This window comes from Pseudomonas sp. R3-57 (assembly GCF_051132065.1).
GTDB lineage: Bacteria > Pseudomonadota > Gammaproteobacteria > Pseudomonadales > Pseudomonadaceae > Aquipseudomonas.
The window spans coordinates 5,838,969-5,855,702 of sequence record NZ_CP071655.1 but is presented as its reverse complement, the minus strand read 5'-3'; the positions used below and the strand labels follow the sequence as shown (position 1 = coordinate 5,855,702).

Below are 16,734 nucleotides of genomic sequence, written 5' to 3'. Positions count from 1 at the left end.
GCAATAGTGCTGTGACTGATCCGACGCTTTCGCGAGCAGGCTCGCTCCCACAATGATTGTTTACATTACGTGGGTCAGTGCGCCTGGCCATGCCACGGCACCAGCTTGCGCTGCAGGGCGCGCAGGCCCATTTCCATGGCGAAGGCGATCAGGGCGATGACCAGAATCCCCAGCACCACCACATCGGTGACCAGAAACTGCGCGGCCGACTGCACCATGAAGCCCAGGCCACTGGTCGCCGCGATCAATTCAGCGGCGACCAATGTCGACCAGCCAACCCCCAGACCGATGCGCACACCGGTCAGAATGTCCGGCAGGGCGCTGGGCAAAATCACATGGCGAATCAGTTGTGCACGGGTCGCACCCAGCGACTGCGCCGCGCGCAATTTCGCCGGGTCAACCGTGCGTACGCCGGTCGCAGTAGCGATGGCAATCGGCGCGAAAATCGCCAGATAGATCAGCAGCACTTTCGACAACTCGCCGATACCACACCAGATCACGATCAGCGGCAGATAAGCCAGCGGCGGAATCGGCCGGTAGAACTCTATCAGCGGATCGAGCACGCCACGGGCGATGCGGTTGGCGCCGATGGCGATGCCCACCGGCACGGCGGTCAGAATCGCAAAGCCGAGGCCCAGACCGATGCGGCTGAGGCTCGCGCCCAGGTGCTGCCACAGGGTCGAATCCATGTAGCCAGTGGTCGCCAGCAACCAGCCTTTTTGCAGCACCGCGGACAGTGGTGGCAGGAACAGCGGTTCGATCAATCCAGTGGCCGTCACCGCCCACCAGATCGCCAGCAACGCGATCAACGTCAGCAGGCTGATCCAGCGTGTACTCAGGCTGCGGCGCACCGGGGTGACCACCGAGGATGTTTTCACCGCCGCAGCGGTGACGTCGTAGCTGCTCATACGCGCTCCTGCCGTTGCCCGGCGCTGCGTTGCGAGAACACTTTGCTCAACACGTGCTCGCGGGTTTCGATAAAGCGCGGATCGGATTTGATCGCGCGGGCCGACTCGCCAGCGGCATAACGCTGACCAAAATCCAGGTGCAGGCGCTCAACGACTTGCCCGGGATTCGGCGCCAGCAGAATCAGGTCGGTGGCGAGGAACACTGCTTCCTCAATGTCATGGGTAATCAGGAAAACCGGTTTGGCCGCGCGCTGCCAGACTTGCAGCAACAGCTCTTGCATCTGCTCGCGAGTGAACGCGTCGAGGGCGCCGAAAGGCTCGTCCATCAGCAACACGCGCGGGTCCGCGGCAAGCGCGCGGGCGAGGCCGACACGTTGTTTCTGGCCGCCGGACAGTTGCCAGATACGGCGGCTCTCAAACCCCGATAGATCAACCAGCGCGAGCATCTCGCGGGCGATTTTTTCGCGTCTGTCCCTGGCGACACCGGCCAGTTCCAGACCGAATGCAACGTTGGCCAGCACGTCCTGCCAAGGCAGCAAGGCATCGTCCTGGAACACCACGCCCCGCTCGGCGCTCGGGCCTTTGACCGGCACGCCGTCGAGAGTGATGCGCCCGGCACTTGGTTCGACGAAGCCGGCGATCAGGTTCAACAGCGAAGTCTTGCCACTGCCGGACGGGCCGAGGGCGACCAGCAACTGCTGCGGCCCCAGGGTCAGAGAAATATCCGCCAGCACCGGCTCAGGGCTGCCCGGGTACTGTGCGCTGATGCGCTCCAGCTGTAGCGAGGCCATCGCTGTCTACTCCCGATCAGTTGGTGATGTATTTGGCGCTGACGTACGGCGCGTAGTCCGGCAGCACAGCTTCGACCTTGCCCTGCTCCTTGAGGAACGCGGCGGTGTCGGTGATGGCTTTGGTGGTCGGCGCGCCAAGGACGCTGACCTGATCTGCCGCCAGCGGGTAGACGTTGCCTTGCAGCAGCAACGGAATGTCGCTGGCCTTGGCGCCGGACAGCTTGACCAGCTTGTCGACATTGGACTGATTCGCCAGCCAGGCTTGCGGATCCTTGCGGTAATCGGCGTAGGCGTCGAGGGTGACCTTGGCGAACGCGGTGACGATCTCCGGATGCTTCTCGGCGAAGTCTTTGCGCACGATCCACGCGTCGAAGGTCGGCGCGCCGAATTTGGCCAGTTCGCCGGAGGTGATCAGTACTTTGCCGTTCTCCTTGGCGACGCCGAGGGCGGGATCCCAGACGTAGGTGGCGTCGATGTCGCCGCGTTTCCAGGCGGCGATTATCGCGGGCGGGGCGAGGTTGAGCACGGTGACTTTCGACGGGTCGATGTTCCAGTGTTTCAGCGCGGCGAGCAGGCTGTAGTGCCCGGTGGAGACGAACGGCACGGCGATTTTCTTGCCGATCAGATCCTGCGGCGTCTTGATGCCGGAGCCATCACGCGCAACCAGCGCTTCGGCGGCGCCGATCTGCGTGGCGATGAGGAATGTTTGCACCGGGACTTTGCGGGTAATCGCGGCGGTCAACGGACTCGAACCGAGGTAACCGATCTGCACGTCGCCGGAGGCGATGGCGGCGATGATGTCGGCGCCGTTGTCGAACTTGCGCCAGGCGATATCGGCTTTGGTGGCTTTTTCGTAAGCGCCGTCGGCCTGGGCAACTTTCGCCGGGTCAACGGTGGTCTGGTAGGCGACGGTGAGATCGGCAGCCTGCGCCAGAAAGCTTGCGGCAGCCAGAGTGGCGGCGGCGAGCAGGCGAAGCGGGACATTCAGTTTCATTGAAGAGCTCCATATCAGGCGACCGAGCGTCGGCGTGGATGGAGACTAAATGATCTAAGAATTCGAAAATAAATAACTTTTTAGAATGAGCTTATGAGCGGAAAAATCTAAGGCAAGCGACCGATCGTTCCCACGCTCTGCGTGGGAATGCAGCCGGTGACGCTCCGCGTCACCTGGACGCAGAGCGTCCGTTGAGGCATTACCACGCGGAGCGTGGGAACGATCAAAGCGAGGGGGGATTGGGGCCTCAAGTTTTGGATATGCCTTGAGATCATTGCCCCCTCATCAGAACGCCGCCCGCCCAGCCCTTTCCCCAAGGGGGCGAGGGGGAAAGGGAGCCGATCTTCATGTTTTTCAAGTCTTGAGTTCGGCGCGGTATTGCAGGTTTACGTACGTCGCACCAACACCGCGGTCAGTCCCCTCTCCCTCCGGGAGAGGGCTAGGGTGAGGGGCTCTTCAAGGGGCTCTTCAGTTGCTGATTGCGAGGATGCTAGCCTGATACGAACCGACAAACACATCAAAATCCCCCACCTCGTTCTGCTCCAGCTCAGCCTGCGCTGCCAAAGAAGTGCGCGCCACCTCCTCGAACTTCGCCTGCTCATCCGCCGGTAATGGCTCGCCGCGGAAGAACTCGGCATGGGCCTGGCTCTGGCGCAGCGAGAACTGCGCAAAGCTTTCCTTGTGCTCGGCCATCGCCGCCAGCACCTGCGCCGACGGTGTCAGGGACGGATCGCTGACTTTCGCCAGTTGCGCATCCAGCGCCTGGCTGTGCGCATCGCCGCCGTGGCTCTGATCGAGCAGCGCAGCCAGCGGAGCGATTTGTTCGAGCAGTTCGGCAGCCCAGGTCTTCATCTCGACCGCTTGGCCGTCGCGCTGCAATTGCAGGTCCGGACGCCGGCCTTCCTTGACCACGCTGAGGAAGTTCGAGGTCGCGTTACTGCACGAAGTGTTGGTCAGCAGCGGGCTGTCGTTCAACGCGCAGTACAGCAGGAACGCGTCGAGGAAGCGCGACTCGGTCAGGTCGATGCCCATCGGCAGGAACGGGTTGATGTCCAGGCAACGCACTTCGACGTACTGAATGCCGCGGGCCATCAAGGCCTGGATCGGCCGCTCGCCGGTGTAGGTCACACGTTTCGGGCGGATGTTCGAGTAGTACTCGTTTTCAATCTGCAGGATGTTGGTGTTGAGCTGCACCCACTCGCCATCCTTGTGCGTGCCGACTTCAACGTATGGCGCGTACGGCGTGGCCACGGCTTTGCGCAGGCTGTCGGTGTAGCTCGCCAGATCGTTGTAGCACGGCGTCAGACCGGCCTGGGCGTTGCTCTGGTAACCGAGGTCGCTCATGCGCAGGCTGGTCGCGTACGGCAGGTACAAGGTGTCCGGATCGAGCTGTTCGAGCTGATGCGAACGACCGCGCAGGAATCCCGCATCCAGCGCCGGCGAGGCACCGAACAGGTACATCAGCAGCCAGCTGTAGCGACGGAAATTACGGATCAGCGCGATGTAGGAAACCGACTGGAAATCGCGGTCGGTGCCGACGAAGCCCTCGGACTCGCGCAGCAGCGGCCAGAGCTGTTCCGGCAGCGAGAAGTTGTAGTGAATCCCGGCGATGCATTGCATGGTCTTGCCGTAACGCAGGGCCAGACCCTTGCGGTAGACGTACTTGAGCTGACCGATATTGGAGGTGCCGTAATAGGCGATCGGGATATCTTCCTCTGCCGGCAACGGGCACGGCATCGACGGACTCCACAGGTACTCGTCGCCGAGTTTGCTGTAGGCAAAGCGATGAATCTTGTCCAGGCTCGCCAGGGTGTCGGCCGGGTCGGGCAGGGCGGGCGTGATGAATTCCAGCAGCGACTCGGAGTAGTCGGTGGTGATCTGTTCGTTGGTCAGCGCGGAACCCAAGGCTTCGGGGTGCGGCGTTTGCGCCAGGCGACCTTCGCTGGTCACGCGCAGGCATTCACGTTCGATACCGTGCAGGCACTGCTCGAGCAGAGAGAGGTTAGCGCGCTCGCCGAGCAGAGCCAGGCGGCGGTTGAGAAGTTCGCTCAATTTGGATTCCTTCACGCGTCAGTCGCCCCAATATGGGGGTGGGCAGGACGGTCTACAAGGGTGAAGTTGAAACTGGCGTTATCGCCTGGTTTTGTAGCGGCAGGCCATTTGCCGGTCAGTCAGGAACTGCACAATCCTTGTGGGAGCGAGCCTGCTCGCGATAGCAGTGTGTCAGTCAATATCATCATTACTGAGGCACCGCTATCGCGAGCAGGCTCGCTCCCACAGGGTTCGTTGCGCCGAAATTAACTCAAAATGATGGCCAACATCTACAGGACAGCGAAGGTGCCTTGCGCTTTTGCGACCAGTTTGTCGCCCTGCATCACGTCGGCCTCGACCACCAGCGTGCGGCGGCCCGGGTGGATCACCCGCGCCGTGCACAATACCTCGCCCTCGGAAACGGCGCGGATGTAGTTGATCTTGCATTCGATGGTCGCGCTCTGCTGATCGAACCCGTGGCTGCTGGAACAGGCCAGCCCCATGGCAATGTCGACCAGACTGAACAGCGCGCCACCGTGGAGTTTGCCGCCGCGATTGCGCAACTGCGGCTCCAGCACCAGGGCGACTTGCGCCACCCCGGTTTCCAGGCTGTGCAGGCGGCAGCCCAACAGCTTGAAAAACGCACTCTCGACGAGCCCGGCCGGCAGCTCCATCAGCGTTTCTTCAGCTGCTTGGCGTTGGCGAACAGCGAGGCCATCGCATTGTTCGCCGGCGCCGCAGTGACGGTTTCCTTGCGCGGCGCGTTGTTCGACGGCTGACGTTGCGCCGAGCCCGGACGTGAGCCACGCGCGCCGTCGATTTTCTCGCCCGGCGTGTCGCCCATGCGCATCGACAGGCCGACGCGTTTGCGCGGAATGTCGACTTCCATGACCTTCACCTTGACGACGTCACCGGCCTTCACCGCTTCGCGTGGATCCTTGATGAATTTCTCCGACAGCGCCGAAATGTGTACCAGGCCGTCCTGATGCACACCGATGTCAACGAACGCGCCGAACGCGGTCACGTTGGTCACCACGCCTTCGAGGATCATCCCCAGTTGCAGGTCCTTGAGGTCTTCGACGCCTTCCTGGAACTCGGCGGTTTTGAACTCTGGACGCGGGTCGCGACCGGGTTTTTCCAGTTCCTGAAGGATGTCGGTGACGGTGGGCAGACCGAAGGTTTCGTCGGTGAATTTCTTCGGATCGAGGCGCTTGAGGAAAGCGGCGTCGCCGATCAGCGAGCGAATGTCCCGGTCGGTTTCGGCGGCGATGCGTTGCACCAGCGGATACGCTTCCGGGTGCACCGCGGACGAATCCAGCGGATTGTCGCCGTTCATCACACGCAGGAAGCCGGCGGCCTGTTCGAAGGTTTTTTCGCCCAGACGCGCGACTTTCTTCAGCGCTGCGCGGGTCTTGAATGCGCCGTGTTCGTCGCGGTGCGCGACGATGTTTTGCGCCAGTGTCGCGTTGAGGCCGGAGATGCGCGCCAGCAGCGCCACCGACGCGGTGTTGACGTCAACGCCGACGGCGTTCACGCAATCCTCGACCACTGCGTCCAGACCCCGCGCCAGCTTCAGCTGCGATACGTCGTGCTGGTACTGGCCGACACCGATGGACTTCGGATCGATCTTCACCAGCTCCGCCAGCGGATCCTGCAAGCGACGAGCAATCGACACTGCGCCACGGATCGACACGTCGAGATCGGGGAACTCCTTGGCCGCCAGTTCTGATGCCGAATAAACCGATGCGCCCGCTTCGGACACCATGACCTTGGTCATCTTCATCGCTGGATATTTCTTGATCAGCTCGATCGCCAGCTTGTCAGTCTCGCGGCTGGCGGTGCCGTTGCCGATGGCGATCAGGTCCACCGAATGCTTGGCGCACAGCGCGGCCAGAATGGCGATGGTCTGGTCCCATTTGTTGTGCGGCACGTGCGGGTAAACCGTGGCGTGATCGAGCAGCTTGCCGGTCGAATCGACTACGGCCACTTTGCAACCGGTACGCAGGCCCGGGTCGAGGCCCAGGGTCGCGCGCGGGCCGGCCGGTGCGGCCAACAGCAAGTCATGCAGGTTGTGCGCAAACACGTTGATCGCTTCGGTTTCGGCGCCATCGCGCAGCTCGCCGAGCAGGTCGGTTTCCAGATGGGTGTAGAGCTTGACCTTCCAGGTCCAGCGCACCACTTCGCCGAGCCATTTATCCGCCGCGCGGTTCTGGTTCTGGATGCCGAATTGCTGGGCGATCATGCCTTCGCACGGGTGCATGGTGCCCGGCAGTTCGTCGCCGACCTTCAACGCGGAGCTGAGGATGCCTTCGTTGCGGCCACGGAAAATCGCCAGCGCGCGGTGCGACGGCATGCTTTTCAGCGGTTCATCGTGTTCAAAGTAATCGCGAAACTTGGCGCCTTCCTCTTCCTTGCCGGCGATTACGCGGGCAGTCAGGGTGGCTTCCTGTTTCAGGTAGTTACGCAATTTCTCCAGCAGGCTGGCGTCTTCGGCGAAGCGCTCCATGAGGATGTACTTGGCGCCTTCCAGCGCAGCCTTGACGTCCGCCACGCCTTTTTCGGCATCGACGAAGCGCGCGGCTTCGGCTTCGGGGGCCAGAGTCGGGTCGTTGAACAGGCCGTCGGCCAGTTCGCCGAGGCCGGCTTCGAGGGCGATCTGGCCCTTGGTGCGGCGCTTCTGCTTGTACGGCAGGTACAAGTCTTCGAGGCGGGTTTTGGTGTCGGCGAGCTTGATGTCGCGCTCAAGGGCCGGGGTGAGTTTGCCTTGCTCTTCGATGCTGGCGAGGATGCTGATGCGCCGTTCGTCGAGTTCTCGCAGGTAGCGCAGGCGCTCTTCCAGATGACGCAACTGGGTGTCATCGAGGCTGCCGGTGACTTCTTTCCGGTAACGGGCGATGAAGGGAACGGTAGAGCCTTCATCGAGTAGCGCGACGGCCGCTTCGACCTGTTGTGGGCGTACACCGAGTTCCTCGGCAATGCGGCTGTTGATGCTGTCCATAAAACCACCTGACATAGTGTGAAAGCAGGCTCGCGGGCACGGAAATAAAGGCCCGGAGTCTGGTTGAGCGGCTAGAGAATTGCCGCTGCCTGGATCAAGAGGCAGCCCATTGACCCGTGAAATCGAACGATTACTGCGCAGGGCGAGGAAAAAAGCCTGCCACCTGCGGTAACGATTCAGACGTTGCCTGGCACAAAACGCCGCGCATTATAACCAGCGTTCTGTCATTCGGGGGCGTTGCAGTCTGTAGGCATAAACCCCGGTTTTCTGGCAGTGAAGGAAAAATCTGCTAACAATGCACACGGTGCGTATAACGGCAGCTACGCCATAATGCGCGCCGAGCTAAAAGGAGCATCCAATGAGCAGCACTGCACAAACTGCTGAAGGCGAAAAAATTCTCATCGTTGACGACGATCCGGGGCTGAGCAGCCTGCTGGAACGCTTTTTCGTCAGCAAGGGCTACCGTGCCCGTACCGTACCGAACACCGAGCAGATGGATCGTCTGCTGTCGCGTGAAGTGTTCAATCTGGTCGTGCTCGACCTGATGCTGCCGGGCGAAGATGGCCTGACCGCTTGCCGCCGCCTGCGTGGCGCGAACAACCAGATTCCGATCATCATGCTCACCGCCAAGGGCGACGAGCTGAGCCGCATCAAGGGCCTGGAACTGGGCGCTGACGATTACCTGGCCAAGCCGTTCAACCCGGACGAGCTGATGGCTCGGGTCAAAGCTGTGCTGCGTCGCCAGGCTGCCCCGGTACCCGGCGCGCCAGGCAGCGAAGACGAAAACGTCACCTTCGGGGATTACGTGTTGTCGCTGGCTACCCGCGAACTGAAGCGCGGTGACGAAGTGCACATGCTCACCACCGGTGAATTCGCAGTGCTCAAGGCGCTGGTGATGAACGCCCGTCAGCCACTGACCCGCGACAAGCTGATGAACCTGGCCCGTGGCCGTGAGTGGGATGCCCTCGAGCGTTCCATCGACGTGCAGATCTCGCGTCTGCGCCGGATGATCGAACCTGATCCGTCCAAACCGCGCTATATCCAGACCGTCTGGGGCGTTGGTTACGTGTTCGTACCGGATGGCACCGCCAGCAAGTGATCGGTGATTTGTAGGAGCGGGTCTGCTGGGGCTGGTCGAGAGGCCAGGTTCGCAGACTCGCAATCCGCAATATGCGAGCATTGCTCGCTCCTGCAAGTGTGTAGCGGTTAAAGATGAAAACCCCCGTCTGGTTCCCCCAAAGCTTTTTCTCCCGCACCCTCTGGCTGGTGCTGATCGTCGTGCTGTTTTCCAAGGCGCTGACCCTGGTTTATCTGTTGATGAACGAGGACGTGCTGGTGGACCGCCAATACAGCCACGGCGTCGCCCTGACGCTGCGCGCCTATTGGGCCGCCGATGAAGAAAACCGCGCCAAAATTGCCGATGCCGCAACCTTGATCCGCGTAGTCGGCGCCGGTGTGCCGGAAGGCGAACAGCATTGGCCGTACAGCGAAATCTACCAGCGGCAGATGCAGGCGGAACTGGGTGCAGACACCGAAGTGCGTTTGCGCATGCATTCACCGCCGGCGTTGTGGGTACGCGCGCCAAGCCTGGGCGATGGCTGGCTGAAGGTGCCGTTGTACCCGCACCCGCTGCGCGGCCAGAAAATCTGGAACGTGCTCGGCTGGTTCCTTGCCATCGGTTTACTGTCGACGGCCTCGGCATGGATTTTCGTCAGCCAGCTCAACCAGCCTTTGAAGCGTCTGGTCTATGCCGCGCGCCAACTCGGTCAGGGCCGCAGCGTGCGCCTGCCAATCAGCGACACGCCGAGTGAAATGACCGAGGTTTATCGCGCCTTCAACCAGATGGCCGAAGACGTCGAACAGGCCGGACGCGAGCGTGAGCTGATGCTCGCGGGCGTGTCTCATGACTTGCGCACACCTTTGACCCGGCTGCGGCTATCGCTGGAGCTGATGGGCGACCGCAACGACCTGACCGACGACATGGTCCGCGACATCGAAGACATGGACGCAATTCTCGACCAGTTCCTCGCGTTCATTCGCGACGGTCGCGACGAGTCGGTGGAAGAGGTCGATCTCAGCGATCTGGTGCGTGAAGTGGCAGCGCCGTACAACCAGAACGAAGAAAAGGTGCGCTTGCGCCTGGAGCCGATCCAGCCGTTCCCGCTGCGTCGGGTCTCGATGAAACGCCTGCTCAACAACCTGATCGGCAACGCCTTGAACCATGCCGGCGGTCACGTCGAAGTGGCGGCTTACGTATCGGGAGACGTCAGCGCGCCGTACGTTGTACTGAGCGTGATGGACCGCGGCGCGGGGATCGATCCGTCGGAACTGGAGGCAATCTTCAACCCGTTCACCCGTGGTGATCGTGCACGGGGCGGCAAGGGCACCGGGTTGGGCCTGGCGATCGTCAAACGGATTGCTTCGATGCATGGCGGCAATGTTGAACTGCGTAATCGGTCCGGGGGTGGGCTGGAAGCGCGGGTGAGATTGCCGTTGGGGTTGATGTTGCCGCGGGATGCGGTATAGAAGCAGCTGCAAGTTTAGAGCTGCAAGCGGCAAGCAAGAGCGACTTTACTTGTCGCTTTGGGCTTGCCGCTTGAGGCTGGCTTTAGCCCTTACCCTTTGTGCGAGTCATATTCGGCCCGCCATTCTTCTCCAGATGCTCGATAATGATCCCCGCCACGTTCTTCCCGGTGGTGGTCTCGATCCCTTCCAGTCCCGGCGACGAATTCACCTCCATCACCAGCGGCCCGTGATTGGAACGCAGGATATCCACACCCGCCACCGCCAGGCCCATGACCTTGGCTGCACGCAATGCAGTCATGCGTTCTTCCGGGGTGATCTTGATCAGGCTGGCGCTGCCGCCGCGGTGCAGGTTGGAACGGAATTCACCCGGTTTGGCCTGGCGCTTCATTGCCGCAATCACCTTGTCGCCGACCACGAAACAACGGATGTCCGCGCCGCCGGCTTCCTTGATGTATTCCTGCACCATGATGTTCTGCTTCAGGCCCATGAATGCCTCGATTACCGACTCGGCAGCGGTCGCGGTTTCGCACAACACCACACCGATGCCCTGAGTACCTTCCAGCACTTTGATCACCAGCGGTGCGCCGTTGACCATGTCGATCAGATCGGGAATGTCATCCGGCGAGTGCGCAAAACCGGTCACCGGCAAACCGATACCGCGGCGCGATAACAGCTGCAACGAACGCAGTTTGTCCCGCGAGCGGGCGATGGCCACTGACTCGTTGAGCGGGAATACCCCCATCATTTCGAACTGGCGCAACACCGCGCAGCCGTAGAAAGTCACCGACGCGCCGATCCGCGGGATCACCGCATCGAAGCCTTCCAGCGGTTTGCCGCGATAGTGGATCTGCGGCTTGTGGCTGGCGATGTTCATATAGGCGCGCAAGGTGTCGATCACCACCATTTCATGCCCGCGCTCGGTTCCGGCTTCGACCAGACGGCGAGTGGAATACAGACGCGGATTACGCGACAGCACAGCGATCTTCATGCAACACCTGTGGAAAAGGTAGATACCGGGAACACCGGCTTGTCTTGTACATATTTGATGCCCGGATTGACCACCAGGTGGCCATCGATCAGGGCTTTGGAGCCGAGCAACAGGCGATAGCGCATGGACTTGCGGCAGGCGAGGGTGAACTCGACCCGCCACACTCGATCGCCCAGGGCCAGGGTGGTGCTGATCACATAGCGCACCTGCGCATGGCCGTTGGAGCTTTTGATGGTCTTGCGCGTCACCAATGGCGCTTCGCAGCGACGATGACGCAACTGCACCACCGTGCCGAGGTGCGCGGTGAAGCGCACCCACTTCTCGCCGTCACGTTCGAACGGCTCGATGTCGGTGGCGTGCAGGCTGGAGGTGCTGGCGCCGGTGTCGATTTTCGCGCGCAGGCCGGCGACTCCCAGATCCGGGAGCGCCACCCACTCGCGCAGACCGACAACGGTCAAATGATCAAATGTCTTCAAAGAAAAAAACCAACGATTAACGCGCCCAGGCCTCAGGCGATACCTGGGCCAACGCTTTGAATGCAGGCCGGGCGAACCAGTAGCCCTGCATCAGAAATATTCCACAGTCCGCCAGGAAATCCCGTTCACCGGCGCTCTCGATACCTTCGGCGATGACTGTAACGTTCAACTCCGCACAGATTGTGACAATCCCCCGAACGATCGCCTGACGAACACGGTCACGATCGACATCGCGAATCAGCGCCATGTCGAGTTTGATCAGGTCCGGTTGGAAATCAGCCAGCAGATTGAGCCCCGAATACCCGGCACCGAAATCGTCGATGGCGGTCTTGAAGCCGAATTCGCGGTATTCACGCAGAATATTGGTCAAATGGCGATAGTTATCTACGTGCTCGCTTTCCAGGGTTTCGAAAATCAGCCGGTCGATCGGGAAATGGTGTTTCTTGGCGGCCTCCAGGGTACTGCGAATGCATAGCTCTGGACGATAGACGGCGTTGGGCATGAAGTTGATCGACAAGTATGTCTGCATGTTTAGCGCGGCCGCGCCTTCGATGGCGCGCGTCCGGCAGAGCTGGTCGAAACGGTAGCGGTTCGCTTCTGTAACCTGATCTAACACGGACATCGCGCCTTCACCGGCCACGCCGCGCACCAGCGCTTCATGGGCGAACACCGATTGGTCGCGCAGGTCGACGATCGGTTGATAGGCAAAGGCAAAATCGAAGTCCAGCGGCTCGCTTTGCTGGCAGCCCTGGCAACCGCTTTTGGGCGCGGTCAACGAAGAGGGGAAAATTGTAGTCACTCGAACACTCCATGCCGCATAGCCGGCCTAGATCACAGTCTATCTGGAGGGCCGAGTTCTTGCGCCCGACAGAAACGGTAGTACAGTTCCGACTACTGGCTGAACGAGGAATTCATATGGCGCAAAAACAGGAAGAGGACGACAAGGTCCGTCTCGACAAGTGGCTGTGGGCAGCGCGATTCTATAAAACCCGCGCCTTGGCGAAGGCGGCGATTGAAAGCGGCAAAGTGCATTGTCGCGGTGAACGCTGCAAGCCGGGCAAGGAGCCGCGTATCGGTGACGAATTCCAGATCCGTACCGGTTTTGAAGAGCGTACGGTGAGGGTGGAAGCGTTATCGATTGTGCGGCGCGGGGCGCCGGAAGCCCAGACGCTGTACAGCGAGACCGAGGCGAGCATTGCCAAGCGCGAAGCCGCAGCGGCGATGCGCAAAGCGGGGGCGCTGGGCGTTAGCACCGACGGCAAGCCGAGCAAGAAACAGCGGCGGGATCTGTTCAAGTTTCGCGGTAGCAGCAACAACGATTAACCCGAGGTTTGTGCTGCCAGTCCCGGCCTCATCGCCAGCAGGCTGGCTCCTACATTGACCGCATGATGTTCCAGAACTCGGTCTACTGTGGGAGCCAGCCTGCTGGCGATTCGAGTGCGCAGCACTCGCTGAAGGCCACGCGGTATCAGGCGCTATGCACCACACTCATCCGCGAAACCACTGGCAGCTTGCCGAGAAGCGCAAAAATCGGCGCAGTCACTTTCAACCAGAAGTTCGCCGCGTGATAAGCGAACGGCGTGTAATAACCCCAACCCAACGCCCACACCGCCAGCAACACGCCACCGATGTAATCGTCCTGGCCCCAATGCGCACCGGCCACCAGGCGCGGCAGCATGAATAACAGCGCCAGGCCCCAGACCGTCAGAAACTGGCCCGCCGTTCGGCTGAACACCGCCATGAACAACGCCCAGATCAACAGCACCGAAGCATGATCACCGGGGAAGCTCTGGCCCGAGCGGTCCTTCAGTTCCCAGGTTTTTTCCAGGTGCGGAAAGTAATCGCTGATATGCACCGCGCCTTCGAGGACCATCGACGGGCTGCTGTGCTGCCAGCCCATGTGGTCGGCGAATCTGGAAAACAGCGCGCGGATCACCACCATCAGCAGCAGGATCGAGAAAAAACCGAAAAATGCGCGGCGCACGTCGATCGCCTTGAACACCCAGTCGCCCTTGATAAGCAGCGTCAGCAAAATCAGACCGACAACGATGTCGAACGGGCGCAGACTTGCAATTGCCCAGATGTGGAGCCATATCGGGTTGCTGGCCAGCGGTGTGTTGAGCGAGCGGAACAGCCACTCGTCGAAAATCACACACAGCATCTGACCCGTAGGCCATAACCAGAAAGCCAGTAGCGCCAATGGCACTACGTTACACAGAACCAGCCGGCCGAGGTTCCACCTTGATTGGAACAAACCCGGATTGTTCATAAAATGCCTCCCATGGCCAAAACGCCGGCACCAAAAAGGGTGCCAAGAACCGCAAATTTTCACGTTTTGTAATCATTTTGTCATCACCTTCAGATACCCGGACCTATGACCGACCTAACGGATACCGATTTCACCCAACGTTTCATCTTCGACGACAGCGACACTCGCGGCGAACTGGTCGCGCTTGAGCGCAGCTACGCCGAGGTTCTTGCCAAGCACCCGTACCCGGAACCGGTGGCGCAGTTGCTCGGCGAATTGATGGCGGCGGCATCGCTGATGGTCGGCACTTTGAAGTTCGACGGGTTGCTGATTTTGCAGGCACGCTCCGAAGGGCCGATTCCGCTGCTGATGATCGAATGCTCCAGCGAACGAGAGATTCGTGGCCTGGCGCGCTATGACGCCGAGCAGATTGCCGCCGACGCTACCCTGGCTGATCTGATGCCCAACGGCGTACTGGCTCTGACTGTCGACCCGACCGTTGGCCAGCGCTATCAGGGCATCGTTGATCTCGAAGGCGAAACCCTGTCGGATTGCTTCACCAACTATTTCGTCATGTCGCAACAGGTCGGCACTCGCTTCAAACTGTTCGCCGACGGCCGTCGTGCCCGTGGCATGCTGCTGCAGCAGTTGCCTGCCGATCGCTTGAAAGACGAGGAAGACCGCGCCGCCAGTTGGCAGCACCTCACCGCGCTGGCCAGCACTCTGGGCGCCGATGAGTTGCTCAGCCTGGACAACGAGACCGTACTGCACCGCCTCTATCACGAAGAGCAAGTACGCCTGTTCGATGTGCAGCATTTGCGCTTCAACTGCAGTTGCTCGCGGGAACGCTCCGGCAATGCGCTGGTCAGTCTTGGGCTGGAGGATGCGCTGGCGCTGGCGGCTGAACAGGGCGGCAAGGTCGAGATCGACTGCCAGTTCTGCAATCAGCAGTACGTGTTCGACTCGGCCGATATCGCTCAATTGTTCGCTGGCGCGGGTGTCGACACGCCGTCAGATACCCGGCACTAAAACGGTTCAGCGCAGGTAAATTCACTGCGTAGCGACGGAATTTCGCCGTTACGACGGGAGGACCCTACTCTTTTTGGGCTTTTCTGGCATAATCCGGCCCACTTTTTTCGCGGTAGTAGTGCACGACTTTCTACTACAAAACGTTTGGAGCACACTCGGCCACTGGCCGACGGGGAACCTCATGACGCAAGCCAATAACGCCGTGTACACCGATCTGAGTGTTGATGATCTGGTAAAAGAAGCCCTGCAACGCGGTGAGGGCGAGCTTGCCGATACCGGCGCTCTGGTAGTCCGCACCGGTCATCGCACCGGCCGTTCGCCAGTCGACCGTTTCATCGTTGAAGAGCCTTCCACCCAGGCCGCTATCGCCTGGGGCCCGATCAACCGCAAGTTCCCGGCCGACAAGTTCGATGCCCTGTGGGCGCGCGTAGAAGCTTTCAACAATGCGCAAGAGCACTTTGTCTCCCACGTGCATGTAGGCGCTGCTGAAGATCACTACCTGGCCGTGAAAATGACCACCCAGACTGCCTGGCAGAATCTGTTCGGTCGTTGCCTGTTCATCAACCCGGCCCAGTACAACCCGGCTGGTCGTGATGAGTGGCAAGTGCTCAACGTGGCCAACTTCGAGTGCGTGCCTGAGCGTGACGGCACCAACTCCGACGGTTGCGTGATCATCAACTTTGCGCAGAAAAAAGTGCTGATCGCCGGCATGCGTTACGCCGGTGAAATGAAGAAAGCCATGTTCTCCGTGCTGAACTTCCTGCTGCCGGCCGCTGACGTGCTGCCGATGCACTGCGCTGCCAACATCGGCGAAGAAGGCGACGTGACCCTGTTCTTCGGTCTGTCGGGCACCGGTAAAACCACTCTCTCGGCCGATGAAAGCCGTTACCTGATCGGTGACGACGAACACGGCTGGGGCGAAGGCGTGGTGTTCAACATCGAAGGCGGCTGCTATGCCAAGTGCATCGACCTCTCCGAGAAGAACGAGCCGGTCATCTGGAAAGCCATCAAGCACGGCGCGGTGCTGGAAAACGTCGTCATCGACGACGCCAAGCACGCCGACTATGCCGATGTCAGCCTGACCCAGAACAGCCGTGCCGCCTACCCGCTGGAGCACGTGGCCAAGCGTTCCGAGAAGAACCTCGGTGGCGAGCCGAACGCGGTGATCTTCCTGACCTGCGACCTGACCGGCGTGCTGCCGCCAGTGTCGATCCTCAACGAAGAACAAGCGGCGTACCACTTCCTGTCCGGCTACACCGCACTGGTGGGCTCGACTGAAATGGGTTCGGGCAGCGGCATCAAGTCGACTTTCTCCACCTGCTTCGGCGCACCGTTCTTCCCGCGCCCGGCCGGCGAATACGCAGAGCTGCTGATCAAGCGCATCCGCGGCTTCGGCTCCAAGGTCTACCTGGTCAACACCGGCTGGACCGGCGGCGGCTACGGCGTCGGCAAACGCTTCAACATCCCGACCACCCGCGCGGTGATCGCAGCGATCCAGAGCGGCGCACTGATCGGTGCTGCCACCGAACACCTCGACACCATCAACCTCGACGTGCCACTGGCCGTCCCGGGCGTCGACACCGTCCTGCTCAACCCACGCAACACTTGGGCTGACAAGGCTGCGTACGACGAGGCTGCGAAAGCACTGGCCGGTCTGTTCATCGAGAACTTCAAGAAGTTCGAAGTGAGCGACGCGATCAAGGCTGCAGGGCCGAAGTTGTAAGAATCGGTTGTTGTGAATGAAA

Annotated in this window: 15 protein-coding genes; 5 read left to right on the top strand and 10 right to left on the bottom strand. The window is 60.8% G+C overall.

What is annotated here, in order from left to right; genetic code table 11:
• Positions 1 to 74: 74 nt before the first annotated feature.
• From tauC to J3P93_RS26285, 6 genes are all read right to left on the bottom strand, one after another.
• Positions 75 to 908, bottom strand: coding sequence for a taurine ABC transporter permease TauC (tauC, locus tag J3P93_RS26310; protein ID WP_434593486.1), 834 nt, complete (start codon positions 906 to 908; stop codon positions 75 to 77).
• A complete protein-coding gene (tauB, locus tag J3P93_RS26305; protein WP_434593483.1) occupies positions 905 to 1,699 on the bottom strand; it encodes a taurine ABC transporter ATP-binding subunit in 795 nt (264 codons plus the stop codon). The genes tauC and tauB overlap by 4 nt, the downstream gene beginning before the upstream one ends.
• Positions 1,700 to 1,715: 16 nt before the next feature.
• Positions 1,716 to 2,693 (bottom strand): taurine ABC transporter substrate-binding protein, encoded by a 978-nt coding sequence (tauA, locus tag J3P93_RS26300; RefSeq protein WP_434593480.1) that lies wholly within the window; start codon positions 2,691 to 2,693, stop codon positions 1,716 to 1,718.
• A gap of 468 nt (positions 2,694 to 3,161) precedes the next feature.
• Positions 3,162 to 4,745 carry a glutamate--cysteine ligase gene (gene gshA / locus J3P93_RS26295; protein WP_434593477.1) on the bottom strand — a complete coding sequence of 528 codons (1,584 nt, stop codon included), beginning with the start codon at positions 4,743 to 4,745 and terminating at the stop codon, positions 3,162 to 3,164.
• A gap of 269 nt (positions 4,746 to 5,014) precedes the next feature.
• Positions 5,015 to 5,398: a PaaI family thioesterase gene (locus tag J3P93_RS26290; RefSeq protein ID WP_434593474.1), complete on the bottom strand. Its 384-nt coding sequence runs from the start codon at positions 5,396 to 5,398 to the stop codon at positions 5,015 to 5,017.
• Entirely contained in the window at positions 5,398 to 7,722 is a 2,325-nt protein-coding gene (locus tag J3P93_RS26285) for a Tex family protein (protein WP_434593471.1), read from the bottom strand. The genes J3P93_RS26290 and J3P93_RS26285 overlap by 1 nt, the downstream gene beginning before the upstream one ends.
• A gap of 358 nt (positions 7,723 to 8,080) precedes the next feature.
• On the opposite strand from J3P93_RS26285, the gene ompR reads away from it, so the two are divergent.
• Together ompR and J3P93_RS26275 are read left to right on the top strand one after the other, a co-directional pair.
• Complete coding sequence (gene ompR, locus J3P93_RS26280) at positions 8,081 to 8,821, top strand: osmolarity response regulator transcription factor OmpR (RefSeq protein WP_090288291.1); 741 nt, start codon at positions 8,081 to 8,083, stop codon at positions 8,819 to 8,821.
• Positions 8,822 to 8,934: 113 nt separating this feature from the next.
• Positions 8,935 to 10,248, top strand: coding sequence for an ATP-binding protein (locus J3P93_RS26275; protein WP_090288293.1), 1,314 nt, complete (start codon positions 8,935 to 8,937; stop codon positions 10,246 to 10,248).
• A gap of 82 nt (positions 10,249 to 10,330) precedes the next feature.
• Here J3P93_RS26275 and rimK read toward each other — a convergent pair whose 3' ends face one another.
• The 3 genes from rimK to J3P93_RS26260 all read right to left on the bottom strand — a co-directional run bounded on the left by rimK (position 10,331) and on the right by J3P93_RS26260 (position 12,511).
• A complete protein-coding gene (gene rimK, locus J3P93_RS26270) occupies positions 10,331 to 11,236 on the bottom strand; it encodes a 30S ribosomal protein S6--L-glutamate ligase (protein ID WP_007949201.1) in 906 nt (301 codons plus the stop codon).
• Positions 11,233 to 11,652, bottom strand: coding sequence for an ATP-dependent zinc protease family protein (locus J3P93_RS26265; protein WP_231988050.1), 420 nt, complete (start codon positions 11,650 to 11,652; stop codon positions 11,233 to 11,235). Before J3P93_RS26265 ends, rimK begins: the two co-directional genes overlap by 4 nt.
• Before the next feature lie 76 nt (positions 11,653 to 11,728).
• Positions 11,729 to 12,511 (bottom strand): EAL domain-containing protein, encoded by a 783-nt coding sequence (locus J3P93_RS26260; protein ID WP_434593463.1) that lies wholly within the window; start codon positions 12,509 to 12,511, stop codon positions 11,729 to 11,731.
• 116 nt (positions 12,512 to 12,627) lie between these two features.
• On the opposite strand from J3P93_RS26260, the gene J3P93_RS26255 reads away from it, so the two are divergent.
• A complete protein-coding gene (locus J3P93_RS26255) occupies positions 12,628 to 13,035 on the top strand; it encodes an RNA-binding S4 domain-containing protein (RefSeq protein WP_090288299.1) in 408 nt (135 codons plus the stop codon).
• A gap of 145 nt (positions 13,036 to 13,180) precedes the next feature.
• Here the strand turns inward: J3P93_RS26255 and J3P93_RS26250 are convergent, their stop codons facing one another.
• On the bottom strand, positions 13,181 to 13,981 hold the full coding sequence (locus J3P93_RS26250; protein ID WP_434593460.1) for a phosphatase PAP2 family protein: 801 nt from the start codon (positions 13,979 to 13,981) through the stop codon (positions 13,181 to 13,183).
• A gap of 105 nt (positions 13,982 to 14,086) precedes the next feature.
• Here J3P93_RS26250 and hslO point away from each other — a divergent pair, with 105 nt between their 5' ends.
• The gene (hslO, locus tag J3P93_RS26245; RefSeq protein ID WP_434593457.1) at positions 14,087 to 14,989 is read left to right on the top strand and encodes an Hsp33 family molecular chaperone HslO; all 903 of its coding nucleotides are present in this window, start codon (positions 14,087 to 14,089) and stop codon (positions 14,987 to 14,989) included.
• A gap of 181 nt (positions 14,990 to 15,170) precedes the next feature.
• Positions 15,171 to 16,712 carry a phosphoenolpyruvate carboxykinase gene (locus tag J3P93_RS26240; RefSeq protein ID WP_434593454.1) on the top strand — a complete coding sequence of 514 codons (1,542 nt, stop codon included), beginning with the start codon at positions 15,171 to 15,173 and terminating at the stop codon, positions 16,710 to 16,712.
• Positions 16,713 to 16,734 lie beyond the last annotated feature (22 nt).